This is a genomic window from Hydrogenophaga sp. PAMC20947, from assembly GCF_004795855.1.
GTDB lineage: Bacteria > Pseudomonadota > Gammaproteobacteria > Burkholderiales > Burkholderiaceae_C > Hydrogenophaga.
In genome coordinates this window covers 1647834-1672297 of the sequence record NZ_CP039252.1, presented here as the reverse complement: position 1 = coordinate 1672297, position 24464 = coordinate 1647834, and the positions used below count along the sequence as shown (strand labels likewise).

The window sequence follows — 24464 nt, the reverse complement described above, 5'->3', positions numbered from 1 at the left end:
ATGCGTATTGACAGGGGGCTCGCCCCATGGGTCTAATCACCCAGCTTTGTCTGGCCTGCGTGTCAGAGCCATTGCGATTTCGAGCGACCCAGCCGTTCAGATCTGGACGCGGCGCGCACCATGGTGGCGTTTGCTGGCACACACGAATTTTTCAAATCATTTTAAGAGGGGCTATCTGTGAATAAGACCGAACTCGTTGAGCACATTGCCAAGAATGCCGACATTTCCAAGGCAGCAGCAACGCGTGCACTGGACTCCACCATCGTCGCCATCCGCACCACGCTGAAAAAAGGCGGTACGGTTTCGTTGGTGGGTTTTGGGTCGTTCGCCGTGACCAAGCGCCCAGCGCGCAAGGGTCGCAACCCCCGCACTGGCGAAGAGATTAAAATCAAGGCCGCCAAGGTGCCGAAGTTCCGTCCAGGCAAGGCATTGAAAGATGCTCTGAACTGAGCACCTGAGTTTTTCGGTGGGGTGCTTAGCTCAGTTGGCAGAGCGGCGCCTTTACACGGCGTAGGTCGGCGGTTCGACCCCGTCAGCACCCACCACGATTAAAAGGCGAACCCGGGTTCGCCTTTTTTCTTGTTCGCGCCAGTCGCCTCTTTTGGGGGTGCCTGGTTCATGTTGCAGGGCTTCATTGCATGTTCGATACCATTCGCGATAACAAAAAGTACCTGATGGGCTTTTTGCTGATCTTGATCATTCCCGGCTTTGTGCTGTTTGGCGTACAGGGGCTGGGCGACAGCAACCAGGGCAGTGAGAAAGTGGCCTCTGTCGATGGCCAGAAGATCACCCGCGACGAATGGGATCAGGCCCATCGCACCGAGGCCCAGCAGCTGATGCAGGCCAATCCCACGCTGGATTCGAAGTTTCTGGACAGCGACGAAGTGCGCTTTGCCACACTCGACCGCCTGGTGCGTGATCGCGTGTTGAGCGTGGCAGCGACCAAGCTCCACCTGCTCACCAGCGACCAGCATCTCGCCCGTGCCCTGCAGGAAGATCCCAACATCGCTGCGCTGCGGCGCGCCGACGGCACGCTGGACGTTGAGGCCTATACGCAGTTGGTGGGCCGTCAGGGCATGACGCCCGCCATGTATGAAGCGCGCCTGCGCGACGATCTGTCCAAGCGCCAAGTGGTTGCGGGCGTGGTCGGCACCGGGTTCACATTGCCCGCTCAGGCCAACCTGGCGCTCGACGCCTACTTCCAGCAACGCGAAGTCCGTGTGCAGCGTTTTGCCGCCACCGATTTTACGGCCCAGGTCAAGCCGACCGAAGCCGAAATAGAGGCGTTTTACAAAGACAACAGCGCCCAGTTCCAGGCGCCCGAGCAAGCCGATGTGCAATACGTGGTGCTCGACGCGGCTGCTCTGCAAAAGAACGTGACGCTGGACGCTGCGAACGTGAAGTCCTATTACGACCAGAACGCCTCGCGTTTGTCGGGACCCGAAGAGCGCCGTGCCAGCCATATCCTGTTGACGGCCGCAGCAAGCGCGCCTGAAGCTGAAAAGGAAAAAGTGCGCCAGAAAGCGCAGGCCTTGCTGGCGCAGGTTCGCAAGGCACCCGAGACGTTTGCGGCAGTGGCCACAGCCGAGTCGCAAGACCCCGGCTCTGCAGCCAAGGGCGGCGATCTGGACTTCTTTGGCCGGGGTGCCATGGTCAAGCCCTTTGAAGACACGGTCTTTTCGTTGGAAAAGGGCGCGATATCCGATGTGGTGGAAACCGACTTTGGCTTCCACATCATCCAGCTCACCGACATCAAGGCGCCGAAGACCAGGACATTTGAAGAAATGCGGCCTGAAATTGAAGCCGACCTCAAGCAGCAGGAAGCCCAGAAGCTGTTCCTCGAAGCCTCGGAGTCCTTTGGCAACCTGATCTACGAGCAGTCCGACAGCCTGCAGCCCGCCGCAGACCGCCTCAAGCTCGAAATCAAGACGCTCCAGGGTGTGACCCGTCAGGCCGGCCCCCAAGCTGGCCCGTTGAACAACGCACGCATGCTCACCGCCATTTTTGGCGTCGATGCGGTGCAAAACAAGCGCAACACCGAAGCCATTGAAATTGCGCCTGGCCAGCTGGCTTCGGCCCGTATCGTGAAGTACCAGCCTGCCCGCACCCGTCCTCTGGCCGAAGTGCGTGATTCAGTCAACGCGCTGCTGACCGCTCGCCGCTCCGCTGAGCTGGCGAACGAAGCCGGCTTCAAGCAACTGGAGGCGTTCAAGGGCGGCGCAGATGCCTCGGCCATGGCCGCGACCATCACCGTGGCGCGCGACAAACCACAAGGCCTGTCTGCAACCGTGCTGCGCGCTGTGATGAGCGCCGACACGAAAACGCTGCCAGCCTGGGTGGGTGTGAAACTCGACGGGCAAGGTTATGCGGTCGTGAAGATCGAAAAGACCCTCCCACGCGCCAGCGGCGCCGGCAAACCCCAAGGCCAGGAAGTCCAGCAATACACGCAGTGGCTGGTCGCTGCAGAAGGGCAGGCTTACTATGAAGTGCTGCGCGAGCGCTACAAGGTCAAGATCCTGGTGCCCGAGCCCCGCCGCTGACATTTTGAGGGGCTTCTTGCGAAAGAAGCCCAACTTCAGGCTATAATTTAGAGCTTGCGGTGGCTGTAGCTCAGTTGGTAGAGTCCAGGATTGTGATTCCTGTTGTCGTGGGTTCGAGCCCCATCAGCCACCCCAACATATTCAAGTAAAGCCCGTTACCGATAAGGTAGCGGGCTTTTTCTTTTTCTGATGCTTGTGGGCTATCTGTAGGCAATTGATCGGATCAAGCTGTATGACCCATGGTCGGGGGGGACTCGTGTTAGCTTGCGGATTGACGTCATGGCCTGCTAGGCAGTGTTGGTCACGGCAGTGACCTGCCCCCTGTAGACGTACCCATCAAAAGTGGAAGCCCGGGTTCAAGATTACTCGATGGGTGTCTGGGTTGATGGGAGTTGAGCTGCATCGACAACATGCGGGTGCAGAAGGTGCATGGGCCATGCGGCTACTCCCTGCCATAGACTGGCGGTCGCAGGAATGTACGGAGCCACCGTTGCTGCCAGGTACTGGGTTTCCATCGGGAACTGCTGCAAGCAGACATGGGTCGGCTTGAGCTGGTGGCGGCCGCTGGGTCAGAGTCGACCAGGAGCGGGTACTCCTTGAACTTTCGCGACAGTCGGCTTCTGCCCGGGAAAGCACAATGCCATCGACTGCTGATGCAGTTTTGCGTTGTTTCTGGAGAGGCGCGCGAAGCAGATCGTTTTTGGATCAGCCGATTGAGGCTTTTTGCCGGTGCACAGATTTTTCCGACCGACGACTCTGAGCAGTCACTGTGCTTAGCGAGATCGATTCGCGAAGCCTTTTGGAAAACCGGTGGATGCCGGGTAGGCGATCGAACGCAAGGCCCACATCGTTTTGGTGCCGTTGATTCGGTCTGAATATTCACAAAGGCAACGCATTGCGAACGGCATCCATGCATCCTCTACACAATGGTTTGATCATCATCGTGAAACGCGATTGCCCGACCTGCATGCTGGTCGAGCCGCTCGTTCGCCAGTTGGCAAAAAGCGATGCGCCGCTCACGGTTTATGTTCAGGACGATCCTGCCTATGCCGACGGTGTTGCGAACGTTTTTTTTGATGACACGCTGGAAAGTTCCTACCGGCTCAACACCGAGTTCGTGCCTACATTGATTCGGGTGAAGGATGGGCAGGAAGTCGAGCGTGCCTATGGTTGGCATCGCGAAGACTGGCAGCGGATTTCTGGCGTCCCAGACCTCGGGTGTGAGCTGCCGGCTGTTCGTCCAGGCTGTGGCTCCAAAACCTTGGACCCCGGAATCGCTGAGGAACTCGCCATTCGTTTCGGGGGCGTGAAATTTTCTTCCCGTCAAGTTGAACTCGGGGACGGCGAAGACCTGATGGAGGCCTGCTTTGATCGAGGCTGGACCGATGGCTTGCCGGTGGTGCCACCGACCCAGGCGCGCGTTCTGCGCATGTTGGCCGGAACCACGCGCGCGCCAGACGAAATGCTGGGCATGATGCCGCCAGACCTTGCGCCGTGCACCGTCGAGAAGGTGGCCATCAACGCCGTGATGGCAGGCTGCAAGCCAGAATACATGCCTGTCGTGCTGGCAGCCGTCGAGGCCGCGCTGATGGATGAGTTCGGCATGCATGGTGTGTTGTGTACCACCATGTTTTGTGGGCCGCTGGTCATTGTCAATGGACCTGTGGCCAAGGCGGTTGGCATGAATTCTGGCGTCAATGCGCTTGGCCAGGGAAACCGGGCCAATGCCTCCATAGGACGTGCCCTGCAACTGGTCATTCGCAACGTGGGTGGTGGCCGCCCTGGCGAGCTGGACAGGGCTGCGCTGGGGACGCCGGGCAAGTACAGCTTTTGCTTTGCCGAGGCAGAAGACAGCGACTGGACATCCTTGTCGGTCGAACGGGGATTTGCACCTGGCGCGTCAACCGTCACGCTGTTCGCCGCTGAAGGTGTGCAAGGCATCGTCGATCAAAAATCTCGTACGCCCGATTCTCTGGCTCGAAGCTTTGCGCTGTGCCTGCGGGCGGTTGATCATCCCAAGCTGGCAATGGCGGGCGACGCATTGCTGGTGGTGTCCCCCGAACACAGCCGTGTTTTCATTGAGGCGGGCTGGTCAAAGGCCCGCCTGCTGGAAGAACTTGAACGCTTGCTCTTGCTGCCCGGCGACGAGATGGTTGTCGGTGCGGGCGGCATCTCCGAGGGTTTGCCGAGCAGCCTGGCTGGCACACTTGTACCAAAATTTCGTCCCGGTGGACTCCTCATTGTCCGTGCCGGTGGGACAGCAGGACTGTTTTCTGCCGTTATTGCCGGTTGGGCCGCATCAGGTGCAACCGGATCAACCCCTGTTTCCAAGGAGATCACAACATGAATGCATCCAACATTCTTCTCGATCCGACAGCCGAGCGCGCGCCAGCGGTGCGCGCGCTGCAACCGCGACCGGCCACCCTTGAGGGGCTGATCGTTGGCATTCTTGATATTTCGAAGGCTCGCGGAAATATTTTTCTGGACCGCATTGCCGAGCAGCTTTCTGCACGTGGTGTGGGTGTGAAACGCTACCGCAAGCCCACCTTCACACGTGTGGCGCCGGTCGCACTGAAACAGCAAATAGCCGCTGAATGCAAAGTGGTGATTGAAGGTTTGGCTGACTGAGGGTCCTGTACGTCGTGCTGTATGCATGACATTGCAGATCTCGAAGGTCGGGGCATTCCAGGAGTAGGCATTGCGTCCACCGAATTCGTGCAGGCGGCAGCCATACAGTCCAAGGTGTTGGGAATCGATCCAGCCCTGGTGTTCGTGCGCCATCCGATTCAGGATCGCACCGATGATGAGTTGCGTGCGCTCGCCGACGAGGCCCTGGAGCAGATCATCCGGGCGATCACAGCCGCCTGATCTTTTCCGAGAGGGGGCTGCGTCCGGGTGTAGGGCCCCTTACGCCACAGGAGGGCGGCATGGCGGACCATGATCGCGATGTGCATCTTCGCCCGCCTGCCGTCGATCGGGTCTTGGGATGGCCGGCCATTTCAGCCTTGATCGAGGCGCACGGACGGCCGCTCGTGCTGCAAGCCGCACGTGACGAGTTGGCGTTCCTGCGCGAGCGGGCAGACGGCTGCACCGACGAAGGCATCACCCACAGTATTCACGCACGCGTTGATGCTGTGGTTGCGCCCTCCCTGCGCAAGGTGTTCAACCTGACAGGAACGGTGCTGCACACCAACCTGGGTCGCGCGCCGTTGCCACCAGAGGCCATCGAGGCCATGGTGCAGGTTGCCTCAGGCGCCTCGAACCTTGAATATGATTTGGGGACCGGCAAACGGGGTGACCGCGATGACCATGTAGAGGCCTTGCTGTGTCGCCTCACGGGTGCGCAGGCCGCCACGGTGGTCAACAACAATGCCGCGGCCGTCTTGCTGACGCTGAACAGTCTGGCCCTGCGCCGCGAGGTCATCGTTTCGCGCGGGGAGTTGATTGAGATTGGCGGCGCCTTTCGTCTGCCCGACATCATGGCGCGCGCAGGCTGCAAACTGCACGAAGTGGGGACGACCAACCGCACGCATTTGCACGATTTTGAAAACGCGATGGGCGTTAAAACGGCTCTTGTGCTCAAGGCGCATGCCAGCAACTACAACATTCAAGGCTTTACAGCAGAAGCCGATCCGCGGGAACTTGGCGCCTTGTGCCAAGAACGCGGTGTGCCGTTTGTCGTCGATCTGGGCAGTGGTACTTTGGTGGACCTTGCCCGTTTTGGTTTGCCGCACGAACCGACGCCAGCGCAGACGATCGCCTCAGGTGCGGATCTGGTGACCTTCAGTGGCGACAAATTACTGGGCGGACCACAGGCGGGCATCATCGTCGGGAGGGCCAGTTTGGTGGCCGTCATCAAAAAAAATCCGATGAAACGGGCCATGCGCTGCGACAAATTGACGATCGCGGCATTGGGGGCGGTCTTGCGCTTGTATGCGAACCCTGAACGGCTGATCCAGCACATCCCCGTCTTGCGTTTGCTGGCGCGTCCGCCAACCGAAATTGAAGCTTTGGCGCACCGTGTGTTGCCCTTGTTGTCAAGGTACCTGGGCGCAAGGGCGCAAGTGGACGTGGTTCCCGTGCAGAGTCAGATCGGAAGCGGCTCATTGCCCGTTGATTTGCTTGCCAGCTTTGCGGTGCGCATCAAACCCGCAGGGCCCAAAAAGGGATCTGGAAGCTGGCTGGATCAGATGGCAGGGGAGTTTCGGAAGCTTCCAGTTCCCGTGATCGGGCGGATTGCAGATGGCGCCTTTTTGCTTGATCTGCGCTGCCTCGAGGATGAGGCGGGTTTTCTCGCTCTGTTGACGCCTTCGCAGGGATGATCGTCGCCACCGCAGGCCATGTGGATCATGGCAAAACGACACTGGTCAAGGCGCTGACCGGCACCGACACAGACCGGCTTGCAGAAGAGAAGCGGCGAGGCATGTCGATTGACCTGGGTTTCGCCTACGCGGATTTCGGGTCTGAATGGCCGATCGGTTTTGTCGACGTTCCAGGGCATGAGCGGTTCGTGCGCAACATGTTGGCGGGCGTGGCGGCAGTCGATTTCGCCTTGTTGGTTGTTGCAGCAGACGACGGGCCCATGCCGCAGACCCGGGAGCACGTTGCGATTCTTGATTTGCTGGGGATTGAGCAGGGGGCGGTTGCCATCACAAAAATCGACCGGGTGAGTCCTGAGCGGTTGGCCGATGTCCGGGTTGAAATTGCTGCATTGCTGGCCAGGAGCGCGCTGCAAGGCGCGCCCGTGTTTCCGATTGCGACGCCCAGCGGTGAGGGCCTGGCAGCCTTGCGCACCCATTTGACGGCCGCGGATCTTGCCTGGACGGGGCGTTCGACCCAAGGGAGTTTCCGGCTGGCTGTCGATCGGTGTTTCACGATTGGCGGGGCGGGGCTTGTGGTGACGGGCGCGGTATTTTCGGGGCGTGTCAATCTGGGCGACCAGTTGCTGATCTCGCCACAGGGAACGCCGGTGCGCGTGCGCAGCATTCATGCACAGAATCGAACCACCTTGTTCGCGAGCGCCGGTCAGCGGTGTGCATTGAACCTCGTCGGCACTGGCTTGAAAAGGCATGAGGTACAGCGCGGCGACTGGATTGTTGCGCTGATGGCCCATGCGCCGACGGCACGTCTGGACGTGCGTCTCAGTGTGCTGGGATCGGAGTCACGTGCTTTGACGCACTGGGCGCCTGTGCATCTGCACATTGGCGCGACCGCCTTGAGCGCGCGGGTGGCTACGCTGGGCGAGCGCTCCATCCTCGCGGGGTCGACGGGCATGGCGCAACTGGTACTGGATCAGCCCATCAGTGCCATGCGAGGCGATCGTTTCATTTTGCGGGATCAGTCGGGGCAACGCACGATCGCAGGCGGCTTTGTTGTAGATCCCTTTGGCGTGACGCGGGGGCGCTCAAAGCCAGCCCGCCTGGCGCAACTGTCGGCGATGGAGCTTCCCTCGGCCTCGGACAGTCTGATGGCCCTGATGGCGGTCACGCCCGAGGGGGTCGATCTGGCGCGCTTTGGGCAGGCGTGGAATCTCACGACCCATGAATTGGATTCGCTGCTGCAAGGTCTGGAGATCCAGGTGATAGCGACTGCTTCGGGCCGGGTGGCTGTGGCGGCATCGCAATGGGCATCGCTGGGCGTCGCTATTTGTGCAGCAGTGGACGCCTGGCATGGTGAGCAGGCGGACAGCCTGGGGCCCACCGACGCCGAGTTGGCCTCCCAGCTTTCCGCACGCAATGCTTCTGCGGTTTTTCGTGCCGCTTTGAAGTCCTTGCTGACCGATGGCAGCTTGGTGCGAGAGGGCTTAAGCATGCGCCGCCCTGGGCATCGTGCACGTCTGGACGCTGACGACGTGTTGTTGCTTGAACGGGTCTCTGCAATTCTGCAAGCGCATGGGCTGCGTCCACCCATCGTGGGGGAGCTTGCGACCACACTTAATATGGAGTCGCCGCGGCTCCTTGAATTCTTGTTGCGGGTGAGTGCACTCGGGCACCTGGTGCGAATCGCCAGGAACCGGTTTTTTTTGCCAAGCACCGTCGTCGCACTGAGCGAGCTTGCCGCAACGCTCGCTGCCCAGTCCGCTGATGGCATGTTTGATGCCGCCCAGTACAGGGATCGATCCGGCATAGGACGCAATCTGACGGTACAGGTGTTGGAATTTCTGGATCGCGTTGCGGCAACAAAACTCATCGGTGAACGACGCGCCATGCAACCATGATTAGATCAGCCAGCCATCTTCAAAGCCGGATTCCTCTCCGCTATGATGAATTGGTGTGGCCGAAAAATTCGGAAGGGAAGCGCACCCCGGTGGGGCGCCCGGACTTCAAATCCGGCGAGGCGCGCTCAGCGCGCTTGGTGGGTTCGACTCCCACTCCCTTCCGCCCACAGACCGCAATTCACGCTTGAGCGCTGTTTCCAATAGTGGGCTCGCCCTGTTCGACCAGAGACCGTCCAACTCAAATCAACAATTGCCCACCGAAGTGGGTCAACTCTGCGCGAACGACAGCGCGGCCTCCACCATGCGGCGCAGCTTTGGCTGGATCTGGGCAGCGACCTCAGGCAGATAGTTAAATGGCATGCTTTCCTGCATGTAGCTGGACTGCGTCATTTCCAGCTGGATGGCGTGGACGCCCTGGGCCGGCTGACCATATTGGCGGGTGATGTAACCCCCCTTGAAGCGGCCATTCAGCACAGCTGTGTGCGCAGGACTTGATTGCGCGATGCTCAGCAGTGCATCTGCCAGCGCAGGATCGCAACGGGTACCGCCACCATTGCCCAGGTTCAGGTCGGGCAACTTGCCTTCAAAGAAGCGTGGCACCACGGAACGTATGGAGTGCGCGTCCCACAACACGGCTTTGCCGTGTTGTGCCTTCAAGCGCGCAAGCTCCTTCTGCAGTTGTTGATGGTAGGGCTGCCAGACGGTGTCGCGGCGTTGCGCGATCTCGGCTTCCTGGGGGGTGTCGTTCGGTTCGCGGTACAGGGGTTGGTCGTCAAAGTCGTCCACCGGGCACAGGCTGGTGACGCTTTGACCCGGGTACAGGCTCGCGCCGGACGGGTCGCGGTTGAGGTCGATGACATAGCGCGAATGGGTGGCGATGAGCAGCGAGGCGCCGAGGTCTTTCGCGAAGTCGTACAGGCGTTCCAGGTGCCAGTCGGTGTCGTGCACTTGCTGGGCCACATCGGTCAGGCGGGCTGCGAGTGCCGGCGGCACATAGGTGCCCACATGGGGCATGGAGATCAGCAGCGGTTCGCTGCCCTGGTGGAAGTGAAGGGGTTGCATATCAGGCCTGGGTGAATGCTTCGCGGGTCTGGATGAAGGCGGCGGCGGCCTTGGCGTGCAGTGGGTGCCTGCCCAGTTGGGTGCGCTGCTGGCCAGCGACCCAGACGGCATCCAGTGCGGAAGTGCGGTGGCTGGCAAAGACATGGGCGGACAGCATGTCGGGGGCGTTCAGTCCGGCCAAGGCCAGTTGCTGCGCGTCCAGCACACAGAGGTCGGCACGCTGGCCCACGACCAGACCCGCCGCATTGCGGCCGGAGGCCTGGGCACCGCCTGCCACCGACCGCAGCAGCGTGGCTGTTGCCACATGGGCTTGCTGAGGGTTGGCCAGCACATTGCGTTGGCGGAGTTTCAGGCGCTGGCCGTATTCGAGCAGCAGCAGCTCTTCGGCTGCATTGACGCAGGCATGGCTGTCTGAGCCAATCCCCCAGGCGCCGCCGTGAGCGAGCCAGCGCGGCATATCGAAAAGGCCATCACCCAGGTTCGCCTCGGTGCTGGGGCAGATGCCTGCCACCGCGCGCGTGGCCGCGGCACGCTGGTATTCGCTGTCGCTCATGTGGGTGGCGTGGACGAGGCACCAGCGGTCATCCACCGGCGCGTGGTCCAGCAGCCATTCCACAGGGCGTTGACCGCTCCAGGCCAGGCAGGCATCGACCTCAACGGTCTGTTCGGCGATGTGGATGTGGACGGGCGCATTGGGGGCGATGGCATTCAGCCCGGCCAGGGCATCGCGCAGGCTGTGGGGCGTGACAGCGCGCAGCGAGTGCGGCGCAAGACCCAGCCCGGCGCCTTGGGCATCGCAGAGCGGTTTGAGCGTTTCCAGCAGGCGCAGCATCGACTCGGTGGAGCGGATGAAACGGGCCTGGCCAGCGCTGGGTGGGGTGCCGCCAAAACCGCTGGTCTGGTACAGCACCGGTAGCAGGGTGATGGCGATGCCGGCGGTTTTCGCCGCGCGCAGCAGGGCCATGGACATTTCGGCATCGTTGCCATAGGGGGTCCCGTTGGCGTCGTGGTGCAGGTAGTGGAATTCGCACACCGAGGTGTAGCCGGCTTCCAGCATCTCAATGTAGAGCCAGGTGGCGATGGCCTCCACCTGCTCGGGCGTGAGCCGGGCGGCGAACTGGTACATCAGCGTGCGCCAGCTCCAGAAGCTGTCTTGCGCCGCGCCGCGATATTCGGTGAGCCCGGCCATGGCGCGCTGGAAAGCATGGCTGTGCAGGTTGGGCAGGCCGGGGATGACAGGCCCAGCGGTGGTGGGCGCGCCGTTGGCTTCGGTGTTGGGGGTGACGCGGGTGAGCGCACCCTGGCTGTTCCATTGCAGCAGCACGTTTTTCTCCCAACCGGTGGGGAGCAGTGCGTCTTGGGTGAAGAGGGCGTTTGTCATGCTGGGGTCGTTCTGGCGGGTGGTCGGCCGGGTGTTCAGGGCTGGCCGCATGGGCGGCCGCGGTATGGGGTTTTGGCTGGACCTGCCAAGGCGAATGCCCAACCAAGACGCGTGTGGGTCAAAGCACCCATTGCGGTCACATCAAGCCCAACGTATCGAGCGCAACCACACCTTGTCGAACCACCGTCCGGGCGGGTTGCTGGCCCAGCCAGTACACCAGCTCTGCGGTTTCTTTCAAATCCCACAGCACGAAGTTCGCAGGCCTTCCAACCGCGAGCACGCCATGCGTTTCCTGCAGGCCCAAGGCCTGTGCTGCGTGGACCGTGATGCCCGCCAGCGCCTCCGGAACCGTGAGACGGAACAAAGTGCAGGCCATGTTTGCCATCAGCAGCAAACTCAGCGCTGGCGAGGTGCCCGGGTTGTGGTCGGTCGACACAGCCATCGGAACGCCCGCTGCGCGCAAAGCGGCGATGGGGGGCAGGAACGTGTCGCGCAGTGTGTAGTACGCCCCTGGCAACAACACGGCCACGGTGCCTGCGGCACGCATGGCGTCGATGCCCTGTTGGGACAGGTGTTCGATGTGGTCGCAGGACAGGGCGCCGTAGCTGGCGGCCAATGCCGAACCACCCATATCGGACAGTTGCTCCGCGTGCAGCTTCACCGGCAAGCCCAGTGCCTGGGCAGCTTTGAATACCTGATCGGTTTCGGCCAATGAAAATGCGATGTGTTCGCAGAACACATCGACCGCGTCCACCAGCCCTTCCGCGTGCAACGCCGGCAGCATCACATTGCAGACCAGGTTGATGTAGTCCTGGCTGCGCCCCGTGTACTCGGGTGGGAGCGCATGGGCGCCCAAAAACGAGGTGCGCACCGTCACGCCGTGGTCACGGCCCAGGCGGCGCGCCACGCGCAGCTGCTTGGCTTCGTGCTCGAGGCTCAGGCCGTACCCCGATTTGATCTCGATGGCACACACGCCGTCGGCCAGCAATTGTTGCAAGCGGGGCGCGGCCAGGGCATAGAGCTCGTCTTCGCTGGCCGCGCGCGTGGCTGTGACCGACGATACGATGCCGCCGCCCGCGCGGGCCACCTCTTCGTAGCTGGCGCCCGCCAGGCGCATGGCGAATTCGTTGGCGCGTTGGCCACCGTAGACCAGGTGGGTGTGGCAATCGACCAGACCCGGTGTGGCCAGGGTGCCGTGCGCGTCGATGCGGGGCAATTGATTGAAGGCCTCTGGCAATTCGTCCATCTCGCCCATCCAGGCAATCTGGCCGTGCTGTATGGCCATGGCCTGCGCGGTTCTGCCATCGGCCAGGTGCAGGTTGTGCCAGATGCCGTCGGCACTGGAGGCGCTTGAGAGTGTGTTCATTGGCATCACCATTGTGCTTTCCATTGAGTGCGCAGCTTCCTGCGCAAGTGAAGATGTCGCTAACGCTTTGCTTCTTCTACACCGTACAGGCCCACCCAGATCAACTGGGCGTTGGCCTCAATCGGTGTGGCCTGCCAGCTGGCTGCCACATCCCACCACAGGCCGTGACCACCGGGACATTGAAAATCGTGGGCCTTCGCTTGCAGATGCCAGGCGCCGCGCGTGGCCATCAACAGTCCCTGGGCTGAGGGGGGTATCTGGCGTGCCTCGGTGACCACCTGCACTTCTGCGCGCAAGCTGTTGCGTCGGCTCATCACATTGAAATCGGTGGATGGGCCGCCGAGCAGCTCGCAATCCAGGGACAGGTCGCCAGAGAACGCGAACGGTTGGCCGGACGTGTCCAGGCAGTGGTTGATTTCGCCTGCCCGCAAGCGCACCCCCGCTCCGTCCAGCAGCATGATCACCCGGTCTATGCCGGGAAAGGCCGAGAACGGGCCAGACTGCTCAATCGTGGCAATGCTGATGCGCCAGTCGAAGTTGTCCATGCTCGCCCCGGGAGGCAGGCACAGGATTTCTCGGGTGGTGCCGCCGCCGTTTTTCCACGGCGTCACGGGAAGTTGGTCGAGCGCAAAGCGGTGCATGCTGATTTCAGTCTTCATGGGTTCAGGACGCCATCTGCTGGATCGGTGCGCGATACACAGACTCGCCGGGCTTGCCCGTTGAGGCCCATCATGGGTGATCGCTCCTTGATTTCAGCGGGGCCTACTTCACCATCGGCAGCTTCAGGCCTTGCTCCTTTGCGGTGGCCACGGCCAGCTCGTAGCCGGCATCGGCGTGGCGCATCACGCCCGAGCCGCAGTCGTTGATCAACACACGGGCCAGGCGCTCGGCCGCGGCGTCGGTGCCGTCGGCCACGATGACCATGCCCGAATGCTGTGAGTAGCCCATGCCCACGCCGCCGCCGTGGTGCAGGCTCACCCAGGTGGCGCCGCCAGCGGTGTTGAGCAAGGCGTTGAGCAGCGGCCAGTCGGACACGGCGTCGGTGCCGTCTTTCATGGCTTCGGTTTCGCGGTTGGGGCTGGCGACCGATCCCGTGTCGAGGTGGTCGCGGCCGATGACGATGGGGGCTTTGAGTTCACCGCTCTTCACCATTTCGTTGAAGGCCAGGCCGGCCTTGTCGCGTTCGCCCAGGCCCAGCCAGCAGATGCGCGCTGGCAGCCCTTGGAAAGCGATGCGCTCTCGCGCCATGTCGAGCCAGCGGTGCAGCGGTTTGTCTTCTGGGAACAGCTCTTTGAGCTTGGCGTCGGTCTTGTAGATGTCTTCCGGGTCACCCGAGAGCGCGACCCAACGGAACGGGCCCTTGCCCTCGCAGAACAAGGGGCGGATATAGGCCGGCACGAAGCCAGGGAAGTCGAAGGCGTTTTTCACGCCTTGGTCAAAGGCGACCTGGCGGATGTTGTTGCCATAGTCCACCGTCGGGATGCCCATGGACTGGAAGTCCAGCATGGCCTGCACATGCACGGCGCAGGACTTGGCCGCGGCTTCGGTCAGCGCCGCGTGTTGCTCGGGGTCTTTCTGGGCGGCCTTCCACTGCGCCACGGTCCAGCCCGTGGGCAGGTATCCATTGATGAGGTCGTGCGCCGAGGTCTGGTCGGTCACCAGATCGGGCTTGATGCTGCCGGCTTTGGCACGGCGAACCAGCTCGGGAACGATGTCGGCGGCATTGCCCAGCAGCGCGATGGACACGGCTTCTTTGGCTGCGGTGTGTTGCGCGATGAGTTCCAGCGCGTGGTCAATGTCGCGTGCTTGCTTGTCGACATAGCGGGTGCGCAGGCGAAAGTCGATGCTGCTTTGCTGGCACTCGATGTTGAGCGAACAGGCGCCAGCCAGCGTGGCGGCCAGCGGCTGGGCGCCGCCCATGCCGCCCAGGCCCGCGGTCAGAATCCACTTGCCGGCAAGGCTGCCTTCATAGTGTTGACGACCGGCCTCGACGAAGGTCTCGAAGGTTCCTTGCACGATGCCCTGGCTGCCGATGTAGATCCAGCTGCCGGCCGTCATCTGGCCGTACATGAACAGGCCCTTGCGGTCGAGTTCATGGAAATGTTCCCAGTTCGCCCACTTGGGCACCAGGTTGGAGTTGGCGATCAGCACGCGTGGTGCGTTTTCATGCGTCTTGAAAACGCCGACCGGTTTGCCCGATTGCACCAGCAAGGTTTCGTCGTCGTTCAGTTCCTTGAGCGAGGCCAGGATCTGGTCATAGCATTCCCAGTTGCGGGCGGCACGGCCGATGCCGCCGTAGACCACGAGGTTTTTTGGGTCTTCGGCCACCTCGGCATCGAGGTTGTTCTGGATCATGCGGTAAGCGGCTTCGGTGAGCCAGCTCTTGCAGCTCAGCTCGGTGCCGCGTGGCGCGCGAATCTCGCGGCTGGCATCAAATCGGGGATCGATGGGCGTGAATTTTTCGGTGGCGTTCATGGCAAATACTCCAGTGAAAGAATGCAGAGAGGGGTCAGGCGCGGCTGGGCAGGATGCTCAGCAGGGCGTCGGGCAAATCGGCGGCCAAGGCCCACAGGCGCACCGCTTCGATGTCGGGTGCCAAGTAGCGGTCGCTCTCCAGAAACGCCACTTTTTGGCGGAGCTTGTCGAACTCGGCCTCCACCAGCGGTGAGCTTTTGAGCCCGACGCCGGGCCGCCCCAAGGCGGGCTGAGGCCCCTCGGGGGGCAGCGAGGGCACGCCAGTGCCGACTGTGGGGGCCACATTCCGCTTCAGCTCGATGCCTTGCGCAGCGCACATGGCCTCAATGCCAACCACCACAGCTGTGTTGTTGACCATGTCGCCGAGGCGGCGTGCAGCGTACGTGGCCATCGACACATGGTCTTCCTGATTGGCCGAGGTGGGCAGACTGTCCACGCTGCCGGGGTGGGCCAGCGACTTGTTTTCCGACGCCAGTGCGGCGGCCGTGACCTGGGCGATCATGAAGCCGGAGTTCAGGCCGCCGTCGTGCACCAGGAAAGGCGGCAGACCCGACAGACCAGTGTCGAGCATCAAAGCAATTCGGCGCTCGGAGATGGCGCCGATCTCGCTGATGGCCAGCGCAATGATGTCGGCAGCGAAAGCCACCGGCTCGGCGTGGAAGTTGCCGCCCGAGATCACTTCGCCGGTGTCGGTGAACACCAGCGGGTTGTCTGATGCGGCGTTGGCTTCAATGCGCAGCACCCGTGCTGCGTGTGTCAGGTTGTCAAGACAGGCGCCCATGACCTGCGGGATGCAACGAATGGAATAGGGGTCTTGCACCCGGCCGCAATCGGGATGCGAGGGCACAATTTCGCTGCCCTCCAGCAAAGCGCGAACGGCACCGGCGACCGCCATCTGGCCGGGCTGGCCTCGAGCGGCGTGGATACGCGCATCAAAAGGTTTGATGGATCCCTGGATTGCTTCAAGTGACAACGCTCCCGACATCAGCGCGGCGGAAAAAACATCTTCGGCGCCGAACAAACCGGTCAAGGCCAACGCGGTCGATACCTGCGTGCCATTGAGCAGCGCCAGGCCTTCCTTGGGGCCGAGAACAAACGGTTCCAGGCCGATGCGGCGCATCGCTTCGGCGCCGCTCACCACTTCGCCGTCGGCCGTGGTGGCTTCGCCCTCACCAATCAATACGCAGGCCATGTGCGCCAAAGGCGCCAGGTCGCCCGAGGCGCCGACCGAGCCTTTGGAGGGGATGCGGGGCATCATGCCAGTGTTGAAGAGGCTCAGCAGGGCGTCCACCAGCGCCGGGCGCACGCCGGAATGGCCGCGTGCCAGGCTGACCGCCTTGGTCGCCAGCACAAGGCGCACCACGGGTGCGGCCAGCGGCTCGCCGGTCCCCACGCTGTGGGACAAAACCAGGTTGCGCTGAAGCTGGGCCAGTTGGTGGCCAGGGATTTTGGTGCTGGCCAGTTTGCCGAAGCCGGTGTTGATGCCATAGACCACCTCATCGTTGTCGACGATGTGCTGCACCGCTTCCAGCGATTGCACCATACCGCTGTTCACCGCTGGGTCCAGCGACAGGCGCACGCCGCCGGCATGAATGTGGCGCAACAGGCCGAGTTCAACCTGGCCGGGGGTGAGCGTCAAGTGGGTGGGTTCGGACGGGTGGGTTGACGAGGCGGTGAGTGTCATGAGAAGACCTGCTGAAAAGAGAGGGTGAAGACGGGCTAGAAACAGATTAGAAAGTGATTTTGTAGTAATGTATATACAAAATAATCGGATTGCAAGCGTTGCGAAAACCGGCATGGCGGTCATGGCCGTGTTCGATCTCGTGTGCCGATGGCCTGCCCAGCGGGCACAGATGATTCAGCGGTGTCCTATTGGCCGCAACATGGGCGGGCCGCTTTGCCCTCGGAGTCGTCTGCGCTTGACCGCAAGCCGTGAGTCCCCATCTCGAGGCTCTTGCAAACCGATCTCGCACCAATGGGGGGCCGGTGCGCTTGCATCGCCTCGATCCGCACCCGTGTCATGGCACCACCCATGCCCACCTTTCCTTGTATGCACCAAGTTGGGCCCCTCCACCTGTGGCGCGACGGGATGCCCGCGCGCGCGGGCGACGAAGCAATCCCGTTTTGGTGCGCCTGGTGGCGACAAAGGCCGCTGTCGTGGGGCGCGCCCAGGTCGGTGCTTGAGCTCGCTCTGCCAGGCGGATATCGGGCGCAAAAGACGGGGTCGGGCATCAGGGCATGCCCTGGATGCGGGCCATGATTTGTATTGCGGTGGACGTGAGGGCTTCACACGGGATCACTTTCGGCAAACTCGGGTTCGCGCTCTCGGAACTTGTTTTGTGCAGAGAGGGTACGACCCGAACGCGCTGCCCATGCAAGGAGAAATGAATCAACAGCCCTCAGGCGATTTCGTTGACGAAGCAGGAGGCAGGTGATTAAATATGTATAGGCAAAACGAAAGCTGGCGCAGTTTTTGCATGCCTGTGAGTACGCGGTGATTCCCACTGTGGCAACCCGATTCTTTAACCTTCCCTGGACCCAATATGACCAAACGACTCTTTATCAAGACCCTGGCCAGCGCGGCCATCGTGCTGACTTGCGCCGGTGCTCATGCGCAGGATGCCCTGACACGCGTCAAGGCGGCTGGCGTGCTGAAAGTCGGCACCGAAACCGCTTTTGCACCGTTTGACTTCATCAAAGAGGGAGACCATGTAGGTCTGAACGTTGACGTGTTCAAAGAGATTGCCAAAGAGATGGGTGTCAAGCTGGAGTGGGTTCTGTTGCCGTGGGAAGGGGTCTTTCCTGGCCTTGAAACCAAAAAATTCGACATCGTGGCCGGTCCTGCCACCATCACCAAGGCGCGTGTGGAACGCTACCGTTTTTCAACGCCTATTGCCGAAGCCACGGTGGGCTTTCTGAAGCGCAAAGGCGATAGCTCGGTCATGAAGCCTGCCGACGTCTCGGGCAAGGTTGTGGGCGCGGGCAAGGCCACGGCCCAACTGGCCCAGGCCAAGGAGTACGGTGAAACGCTGCCTGGCAAGATCCAGACGCGTGAATACCCAGGCTTCAACGAAGCCTATGCCGATCTCGCAGCAGGCCGAATTTCGGCTGTCGCCAACTCGTTCCCCAACATCGCCTACGTGGCGCAGCAACGCTCCGATACCTTTGAGTTGGTGCAGCCTCCCTTCGGCGCCAAGAGCTACTTTGGCTACATCAGCCGCAAGGACGCAGACGCAGCAAAACTCGCTGATGAGGTCGATGCGGCACTCATGAAGATGAAGGGCGATGGTCGTCTGGCCAGTCTGCAGAAAAAATGGTTTGGGGCATCTTTCGATACACCAGACCAAGCGCCAACGCCCAACTTCTGACGCGGTCGGATTTCGTGAGCGGTGGCCGGTCTCCTGGGCTTCGCCAGGCTGGCCACCGTGTTGATCTTCATCAGAAAACAAAGGCCTAAGCCATGTCGTTCAAATTGTTCATGTTGCTGGTGCAAGCCTGTGGCTGGACCATCGTGATCAGCTCCATCTCCATCGTGCTGGGTTTGCTGCTGGGAACTGTGGTTTCGGCGGCGATGCAGTCCAGTCAACGTGCAGTTTCGCTGGCGGGGCGCACCTTTGTGAGCTTCTTCCGTGGTGCGCCGTTGTTGGTTCAGCTCTTGCTGATCTACAACCTCTTGCCCATGTTGGGCTTGAATGTGCCCAGTATGGTGGCGGCCATCATCGGTTTGTCGTTGTGTACCGCGGCCTACCAGGCCGAGAACCTGCGGGGTGGATTTGCCAGCGTGCCACAAGGCTTGCTTGAGGCGGCCGACATGCTGGGCCTGACGCCGTTTCAGCAGTTCTGGCGCATCCGCGCACCGATTGCGCTGCGCATGACTTTGCCCGCCTTGACCAACGAGGCGATCATGATTTTGAAAGCGTCGTCGCTGGTGTCGGTGGTGGGCGTGGTCGAACTGACGCGCATGGCACAAGACCTGTCGGCCAGCACCTTCAAGCCGCTGCCGCTGTATGCTGCCGCCGCGCTGCTGTATCTGGTGATCAACACCGTGGTGTCGGTCGGCGCCAACCGGTTGGAAGGTTCATTCCGCTGGGGGGTGAAAGCATGACTTTTGATTTTGACCTGATTGCGTCGGCGGGGCCCGAACTGCTTCGGGCGGGTGGTGTGACGCTGCTGATCTGGCTGGCCGGAACGCTGGCTGCCGTGGTTCTGGGGTTTTTTGTGGCCATCGGGCGCCGCTATGGGCCGCCCACACTGGACAAGGGGCTGCGTGCCTACGTGGACCTGATCCGCGGTACGCCGTTTTTGATCCAGCTCTTTTTGCTGTACTACGGCGGTCCCTTCATCGGCTTGACGCTGGATCCGGTGCCCGCTGGCCTGTTCGGTCTGGCGGTGTATGGCGCGGCCTATTTCAGCGAGATCTTCCGAGCCGGTTTTGAATCGGTTCCGCGTGGCCATGTTGAAGCAGCCGAGTGCCTCGGGCTGACCCGTGTGCAGATTGTCGGTCGCATTCTGGTGCCGGAGATGACGGTGCTGGTGCTTCCGCCGATGGTCAACATGGTGATTGTGCTGCTGAAGGAAACAGCGGTGCTGTCGATCATCACTGTGCCGGAACTGACCTTCCAGGTGAGCTCACTGGGTTCTGCCAACTACGCCTTCGTCGAAGCCCTGTTTTTGCTGGCCTGTTTCTATTGGGCGTTGGTCGAAATCTGCGGCAATCTCGGCCGCCTGGCTGAAGCCCGCCTTTCCCGATTTGGATTGAAAAACGCATGACCCCTACGCTCACCCAACGATCTGCGCTGCCTGTCATGACCGTAGGCACCAGGCATTCGCAAGCACTTGACGCCAACCAGACAACAACCATGAAGAAACACGCGATATCGGTCAAAGGTGTGAGCAAGAGTTTCGGCGCCGTGGAAGTGCTACACAACATCGATCTGGACATTGAGGCCGGGCAGGTCACCTGCCTGATCGGCCCCTCGGGCTCGGGCAAAAGCACGCTGTTGCGCTGCATGGCTTTTCTGGAAGAGACCACCGTCGGTTCCATTTTGGTCAATGGCCAGCCATTGGGCTTTTCGTTGGATGTCAACGGCCAACGGGCTCGCCTGAATGCTGACCGCATACGAGAATCCCGTTCGCAGATCGGTATGTGCTTTCAACAATTCAACCTGTGGCCGCACATGACGGCATTGGGCAATGTCAGCGAAGCCCTCAAAATGGTGCGCAAACTCCCGCGGGCCGAAGCTGAAGAGCGTGCCATGGCGCAACTGAAGAAGGTGGGCCTCGAAGAAAGGGCGGGGCACTATCCGTCGCAGTTGTCCGGTGGCCAACAGCAACGGGTGGCCATTGCGCGCGCGCTGGCGCTGGAGCCCAAAATCATGCTCTTCGATGAACCCACTTCTTCGCTGGACCCTGAACTCACCGGCGAAGTGCTCAACGTCATGCGGGCCCTGGCCGACGACGGCATGACCATGGTCGTGGTCTCACATGAAATTGGCTTTGCCGCCACGGTCGGGGCAAAGATTGCGTTTCTCGATCAAGGCAAGCTGTTGCTCGAAGGCAGCCCACAGACGGTATTTGGCAAGCCCCGCCATCCGCGCCTGGACCAGTTCCTCGATACCTACCTGGATCGTGGTGCCGCGATGCTCGTGTGATCCCGAACCAGCCCAATCCCACTGCCTCGGCGCACGACCACCGAGTGCCGTCAAAGCCACCCAGTGTGCTTTTCGCGGTTGATCAGTATGTGGCGCAGGTGAAAGAAAAATTGTGAATATTCTCGTGATTGGTGGGGGCGGTTTTGTCGGGCAAAAATTGGCCCGGGAAATGGCGCTGCGTGGAACGCTGCGGGGCGAAAAAATTGACCGTCTGATGCTGGCCGATATCAACGCACCGGCGATGGTCGATGCGCCATTCCCGGTCGAGGCATGTACCTGCGACATTGCCGACCGCTCCAGCGTTGACGGTTTGATCGGGGCGGATGTGGATGTGGTTTTTCTGCTGGCCGCGATTGTGTCGGCCCAAGCCGAAGAGGAGTTCGACACGGGCATGCGCGTCAACCTGTTTGGTACGGTCAACGTGCTGGAACGATGTCGCGCGTTGACCACCGCGCCGGTGCTGGTCTTTTCGTCCTCGCTGAGCGTGTTTGGTGGGGATGTTCCCGACCCGATCACCGACTGGACCCTGCCCAATCCGCAGTCTTCTTATGGTACGCAAAAGGCCATGGGCGAGATGCTGATCAACGACTATTCGCGTCGAGGCATGGTTGACGGGCGTGCTCTGCGTCTGCCCACTATTTCGGTGCGCCCCGGCGCCCCGAACCGCGCCGCGTCGTCGTATCTTTCATCGATGTTCCGTGAGCCGCTGAATGGCATGGAGGCCATCTGTCCGGTCGCGCCCGACACGATGCAGTATTTCCTGTCGCCCCGCAGGTGCATCGAGAACCTGATCATCGGCGCCGAGATACAGGCGGGCGACCTGGGTATGAACCGGTGCATGACCATGCCCGGTCTGACGCTTTCGATTCGCCAGGCCGTGGCGGCGATGACCGAAGTTGCCGGGCCGGAACCGGCCAAGCTGATCCGTTGGGAACCCCAGGCAGACATTCAGAAAATGGTCGCCGGATGGCGCTACGAATATGTCACCCCCAAGGCTGAGGCATTTGGTCTGAAACGCGATGACAGTTTCGCCGACAACATCCGGGATTACATGGCAGAAGCAAATATCGCGAACTGATTTTTGAAGGAATTCACGACATGACCGACAAACGCGCCAACAAAAAATTCCGCAGCCAGGAATGGTTTGACAACCCCAACAACCCCGGCATGACTGCGCTGTATGTTGAGCGCTACCAAAACCAGGAATACACCCGTGAGGAGTTGCAAAGCGGCCGCCCCGTCATCGGCATTGCGCAAACGGGCAGCGACCTGTCTCCCTGTAACAAAATTCACGTGTTCCTGATGGACCGGATCAAGGCCGGCATTCGCGATGGTGGTGGTATTCCGATGGAATTCCCGGTGCATCCCATACAGGAAACCGCCCGCCGGCCCACGGCTGCGCTGGACCGCAACCTGTCCTATCTGGGTTTGGTTGAGGTGTTGCATGGCTATCCGATCGACGCGGTCGTGCTGACAACAGGATGCGACAAGACGACACCGGCGATGTTGATGGGCGCTGCCACCACCGATCTGCCGTCCATCGTCTTGTCGGGCGGGCCCATGCTGGATGGCTGGTGGAATGGTGAACTCGCAGGGTCCGGTACGGTCTTGTGGCAAGGCCAACGCGATTTGGCCGCCGGCAAGATCAACTACGAAGAATATATCGGACAAGTCTGCGCTTCGGCCCCGTCTTTGGGTCATTGCAACACCATGGGCACAGCCAGCACCATGAATGCCCTTGCCGAAGCCCTGGGAATGAGCCTGCCTGGCTGCTCTGCCATTCCGGCCCCGTTCCGCGAACGGATGAGCATGGCCTACCAGACCGGTAAACGCATCGTTGAAATGGCGCATCTGGATTTGAAACCCTCGGACATCATGACCCGAGCAGCATTCGAGAACGCCATCATCACCAACTCTGCAATTGGCGGCTCGACCAACGCGCCGCCGCACCTCCAGGCCATTGCTCGCCTTGTTGGCGTCGAACTGGAATTGCAGGACTGGCAGACGGTTGGTTTCGACGTGCCGCTTTTGTTGAATATGCAGCCCGCCGGGAAATACCTGGGCGAGTCCTTCCACCGCGCAGGGGGCGTACCGGCCGTGATGGGTGAATTGCTGAAAGCTGGACGCCTGCACGCCGATGCATTGACCGTGACCGGGAAGTCCATTGGCGAAAATCTGGCGAACTGGGAAAGCCGCGACACCGACGTCATCAAAACCGTTGCAGAGCCCCTGCGCGAAAAAGCTGGATTCCTCGTGCTGTCGGGCAACCTTTTTGACTCGGCGCTGATGAAGACCTCGGTGATCTCGACCGAATTTCGCGAAAGATTCCTGTCTGCGCCAGGTCAGGAAGGCGTTCTGGAGTCCCGCGCCATCGTCTTTGAAGGGCCGGAAGACTATTACGCGCGCATCGACGACCCGGAACTGGCCATCGACGAAAACTGCATGCTGTTCATTCGCGGGGTCGGCAATATTGGCTTCCCTGGCTCTGCCGAGGTGGTCAACATGCGCCCTTCGACAGAGGTGATGAAAAAGGGTATCAGCCACTTGCCGACGGTGGGAGACGGTCGGCAGTCGGGCACATCCGAAAGCCCATCGATTCTGAACGCCTCACCAGAGGCGGTGATCGGCGGCGGGTTGGCGTATCTGCGCACCGGTGACCAGGTTCGGCTGGATCTCAACAAGTGTTCGCTGAACGCCTTGGTGGACGATGCAGATTGGCAGGCGCGCAAGGATGCCTGGACGCCCCCGGTGCTGATCAATGAAACGCCCTGGCAAGAGATTTTTCGCAGCACCGTTGGACAGCTCGACAAAGGCGGTTGCCTGGAACTGTCCGCAAGCTATCACAAGACCCGGTACAGCTTGCCACGCGACAACCATTGATCGCGACCGGCTTCGCGGCGCGCCAAACTGGAAAGGCATATGAAGATGACAGAGAAGACCATCCTGATCACCGGTGCAGGCAGTGGCATCGGCCGCGCAACCGCGAAACACTTCCTTGAACAGGGTTGGCGTGTTGCCCTGGTCGGTCGCCGAAGCGAACCGCTGGAAGCCACAGCTGCGGGTTCCGAAAACGCGCTGATCCTGCCCTGTGATGTCACCGATGCCGGTGCGGTCGATGCCGCATTCGCGCGGCTTTCGGACAAATGGGGGCGACTTGACGCGCTGTTCAACAACGCCGGTATCAACAACGTTTCTGCCCCGATTGACGAAATCCCGGTCGCTGAATGGCAGCAGGTCTGTGACATCAATATCACCGGCATGTTCCTGGCGGCGCGGGCAGCCTTTTCCCTGATGCGACACCAGACACCGCAAGGCGGGCGGATCATCAACAATGGCTCGATTTCGGCCCATGTTCCCCGTCCCGGGTCGGTGCCTTACACGATGTCGAAACACGCAGTCACGGGCCTGACCCGGTGCCTGTCTCTCGATGGACGTGCTTTCAACATCGCCTGCGGCCAGATTGATATCGGCAACGCTTTGACCGAGATGTCTCAAGGTCAAACAAAGGGGGTGCCGCAAGCGGACGGTTCAACCCAGGTCGAGGCCGTGATGGATGCAAACCATGTGGCGTCGTCGGTTTATCACATGGCCTCATTGCCACTGGATACCAATGTGCAATTCATGACCGTGATGGCAAGAGACATGCCCTACATCGGGCGGGGGTGACCGACCATGGTCTTGGACTCACATGAAATCGGCTTGGCGGCAACGGTCGGGGCAATGATTGCATTTTTTGATCAAGGCAAGCTGTTGCTCGAAGGTCGCCCGCAAA

The 24464-nt window shown here is 61.1% G+C and carries 20 protein-coding genes and 3 tRNA genes; 17 read left to right on the top strand and 6 right to left on the bottom strand.

Features of this window, described 5'->3' with window-relative positions:
* Positions 1-177: 177 nt before the first annotated feature.
* The 10 genes from E5678_RS07465 to E5678_RS07415 all read left to right on the top strand — a co-directional run bounded on the left by E5678_RS07465 (position 178) and on the right by E5678_RS07415 (position 8920).
* Entirely contained in the window at positions 178-450 is a 273-nt protein-coding gene (locus E5678_RS07465) for an HU family DNA-binding protein (protein ID WP_136177931.1), read from the top strand.
* A gap of 19 nt (positions 451-469) precedes the next feature.
* Positions 470-545, top strand: a tRNA-Val gene (locus E5678_RS07460).
* A gap of 93 nt (positions 546-638) precedes the next feature.
* A complete protein-coding gene (locus tag E5678_RS07455; protein ID WP_136177930.1) occupies positions 639-2540 on the top strand; it encodes a SurA N-terminal domain-containing protein in 1902 nt (633 codons plus the stop codon).
* A 59-nt stretch (positions 2541-2599) separates the two neighbouring features.
* Positions 2600-2675 (top strand) — tRNA-His (locus E5678_RS07450).
* A 461-nt stretch (positions 2676-3136) separates the two neighbouring features.
* Positions 3137-3415, top strand: a complete 279-nt coding sequence (locus E5678_RS07445) for a hypothetical protein (protein WP_136177929.1) — start codon at positions 3137-3139, stop codon at positions 3413-3415.
* A gap of 35 nt (positions 3416-3450) precedes the next feature.
* Positions 3451-4887, top strand: coding sequence for a thioredoxin family protein (locus E5678_RS07440; protein ID WP_136177928.1), 1437 nt, complete (start codon positions 3451-3453; stop codon positions 4885-4887).
* Positions 4884-5408 carry a UGSC family (seleno)protein gene (locus E5678_RS22805; RefSeq protein WP_281728103.1) on the top strand — a complete coding sequence of 175 codons (525 nt, stop codon included), beginning with the start codon at positions 4884-4886 and terminating at the stop codon, positions 5406-5408. Before E5678_RS07440 ends, E5678_RS22805 begins: the two co-directional genes overlap by 4 nt.
* A 59-nt stretch (positions 5409-5467) precedes the next feature.
* Complete coding sequence (gene selA / locus E5678_RS07425; protein WP_136177925.1) at positions 5468-6862, top strand: L-seryl-tRNA(Sec) selenium transferase; 1395 nt, start codon at positions 5468-5470, stop codon at positions 6860-6862.
* The gene (gene selB, locus E5678_RS07420; RefSeq protein ID WP_136177924.1) at positions 6859-8757 is read left to right on the top strand and encodes a selenocysteine-specific translation elongation factor; all 1899 of its coding nucleotides are present in this window, start codon (positions 6859-6861) and stop codon (positions 8755-8757) included. Before selA ends, selB begins: the two co-directional genes overlap by 4 nt.
* Before the next feature lie 70 nt (positions 8758-8827).
* Positions 8828-8920: transfer RNA gene (locus E5678_RS07415), tRNA-Sec, on the top strand.
* A gap of 104 nt (positions 8921-9024) precedes the next feature.
* Here E5678_RS07415 and hutG read toward each other — a convergent pair.
* From hutG to hutH, 6 genes are all read right to left on the bottom strand, one after another.
* On the bottom strand, positions 9025-9819 hold the full coding sequence (gene hutG / locus E5678_RS07410) for an N-formylglutamate deformylase (RefSeq protein WP_136177923.1): 795 nt from the start codon (positions 9817-9819) through the stop codon (positions 9025-9027).
* Position 9820: 1 nt separating this feature from the next.
* Positions 9821-11200 carry a formimidoylglutamate deiminase gene (locus E5678_RS07405; RefSeq protein WP_136177922.1) on the bottom strand — a complete coding sequence of 460 codons (1380 nt, stop codon included), beginning with the start codon at positions 11198-11200 and terminating at the stop codon, positions 9821-9823.
* A gap of 136 nt (positions 11201-11336) precedes the next feature.
* The gene (hutI, locus tag E5678_RS07400) at positions 11337-12566 is read right to left on the bottom strand and encodes an imidazolonepropionase (RefSeq protein WP_136177921.1); all 1230 of its coding nucleotides are present in this window, start codon (positions 12564-12566) and stop codon (positions 11337-11339) included.
* 59 nt (positions 12567-12625) lie between these two features.
* On the bottom strand, positions 12626-13207 hold the full coding sequence (locus tag E5678_RS07395) for a HutD family protein (RefSeq protein ID WP_136180679.1): 582 nt from the start codon (positions 13205-13207) through the stop codon (positions 12626-12628).
* 121 nt (positions 13208-13328) lie between these two features.
* Positions 13329-15041 carry a urocanate hydratase gene (gene hutU, locus E5678_RS07390; RefSeq protein ID WP_136177920.1) on the bottom strand — a complete coding sequence of 571 codons (1713 nt, stop codon included), beginning with the start codon at positions 15039-15041 and terminating at the stop codon, positions 13329-13331.
* 34 nt (positions 15042-15075) lie between these two features.
* A complete protein-coding gene (hutH, locus tag E5678_RS07385; protein WP_136177919.1) occupies positions 15076-16725 on the bottom strand; it encodes a histidine ammonia-lyase in 1650 nt (549 codons plus the stop codon).
* Positions 16726-17584: 859 nt separating this feature from the next.
* On the opposite strand from hutH, the gene E5678_RS07380 reads away from it, so the two are divergent.
* From E5678_RS07380 to E5678_RS07350, 7 genes are all read left to right on the top strand, one after another.
* Positions 17585-18409: a transporter substrate-binding domain-containing protein gene (locus E5678_RS07380; protein WP_136177918.1), complete on the top strand. Its 825-nt coding sequence runs from the start codon at positions 17585-17587 to the stop codon at positions 18407-18409.
* A 92-nt stretch (positions 18410-18501) separates the two neighbouring features.
* Positions 18502-19146 carry an amino acid ABC transporter permease gene (locus E5678_RS07375; RefSeq protein ID WP_136177917.1) on the top strand — a complete coding sequence of 215 codons (645 nt, stop codon included), beginning with the start codon at positions 18502-18504 and terminating at the stop codon, positions 19144-19146.
* Entirely contained in the window at positions 19143-19811 is a 669-nt protein-coding gene (locus tag E5678_RS07370; protein WP_136177916.1) for an amino acid ABC transporter permease, read from the top strand. The genes E5678_RS07375 and E5678_RS07370 overlap by 4 nt, the downstream gene beginning before the upstream one ends.
* Positions 19812-19900: 89 nt before the next feature.
* Positions 19901-20692, top strand: a complete 792-nt coding sequence (locus E5678_RS07365; protein WP_136177915.1) for an amino acid ABC transporter ATP-binding protein — start codon at positions 19901-19903, stop codon at positions 20690-20692.
* Positions 20693-20804: 112 nt separating this feature from the next.
* On the top strand, positions 20805-21770 hold the full coding sequence (denD, locus tag E5678_RS07360) for a D-erythronate dehydrogenase (protein WP_136177914.1): 966 nt from the start codon (positions 20805-20807) through the stop codon (positions 21768-21770).
* 20 nt (positions 21771-21790) lie between these two features.
* Positions 21791-23572, top strand: coding sequence for an IlvD/Edd family dehydratase (locus tag E5678_RS07355; RefSeq protein WP_136177913.1), 1782 nt, complete (start codon positions 21791-21793; stop codon positions 23570-23572).
* A 39-nt stretch (positions 23573-23611) separates the two neighbouring features.
* Positions 23612-24358: an SDR family oxidoreductase gene (locus E5678_RS07350; RefSeq protein WP_210732006.1), complete on the top strand. Its 747-nt coding sequence runs from the start codon at positions 23612-23614 to the stop codon at positions 24356-24358.
* The last annotated feature ends 106 nt before the right edge of the window (positions 24359-24464 follow it).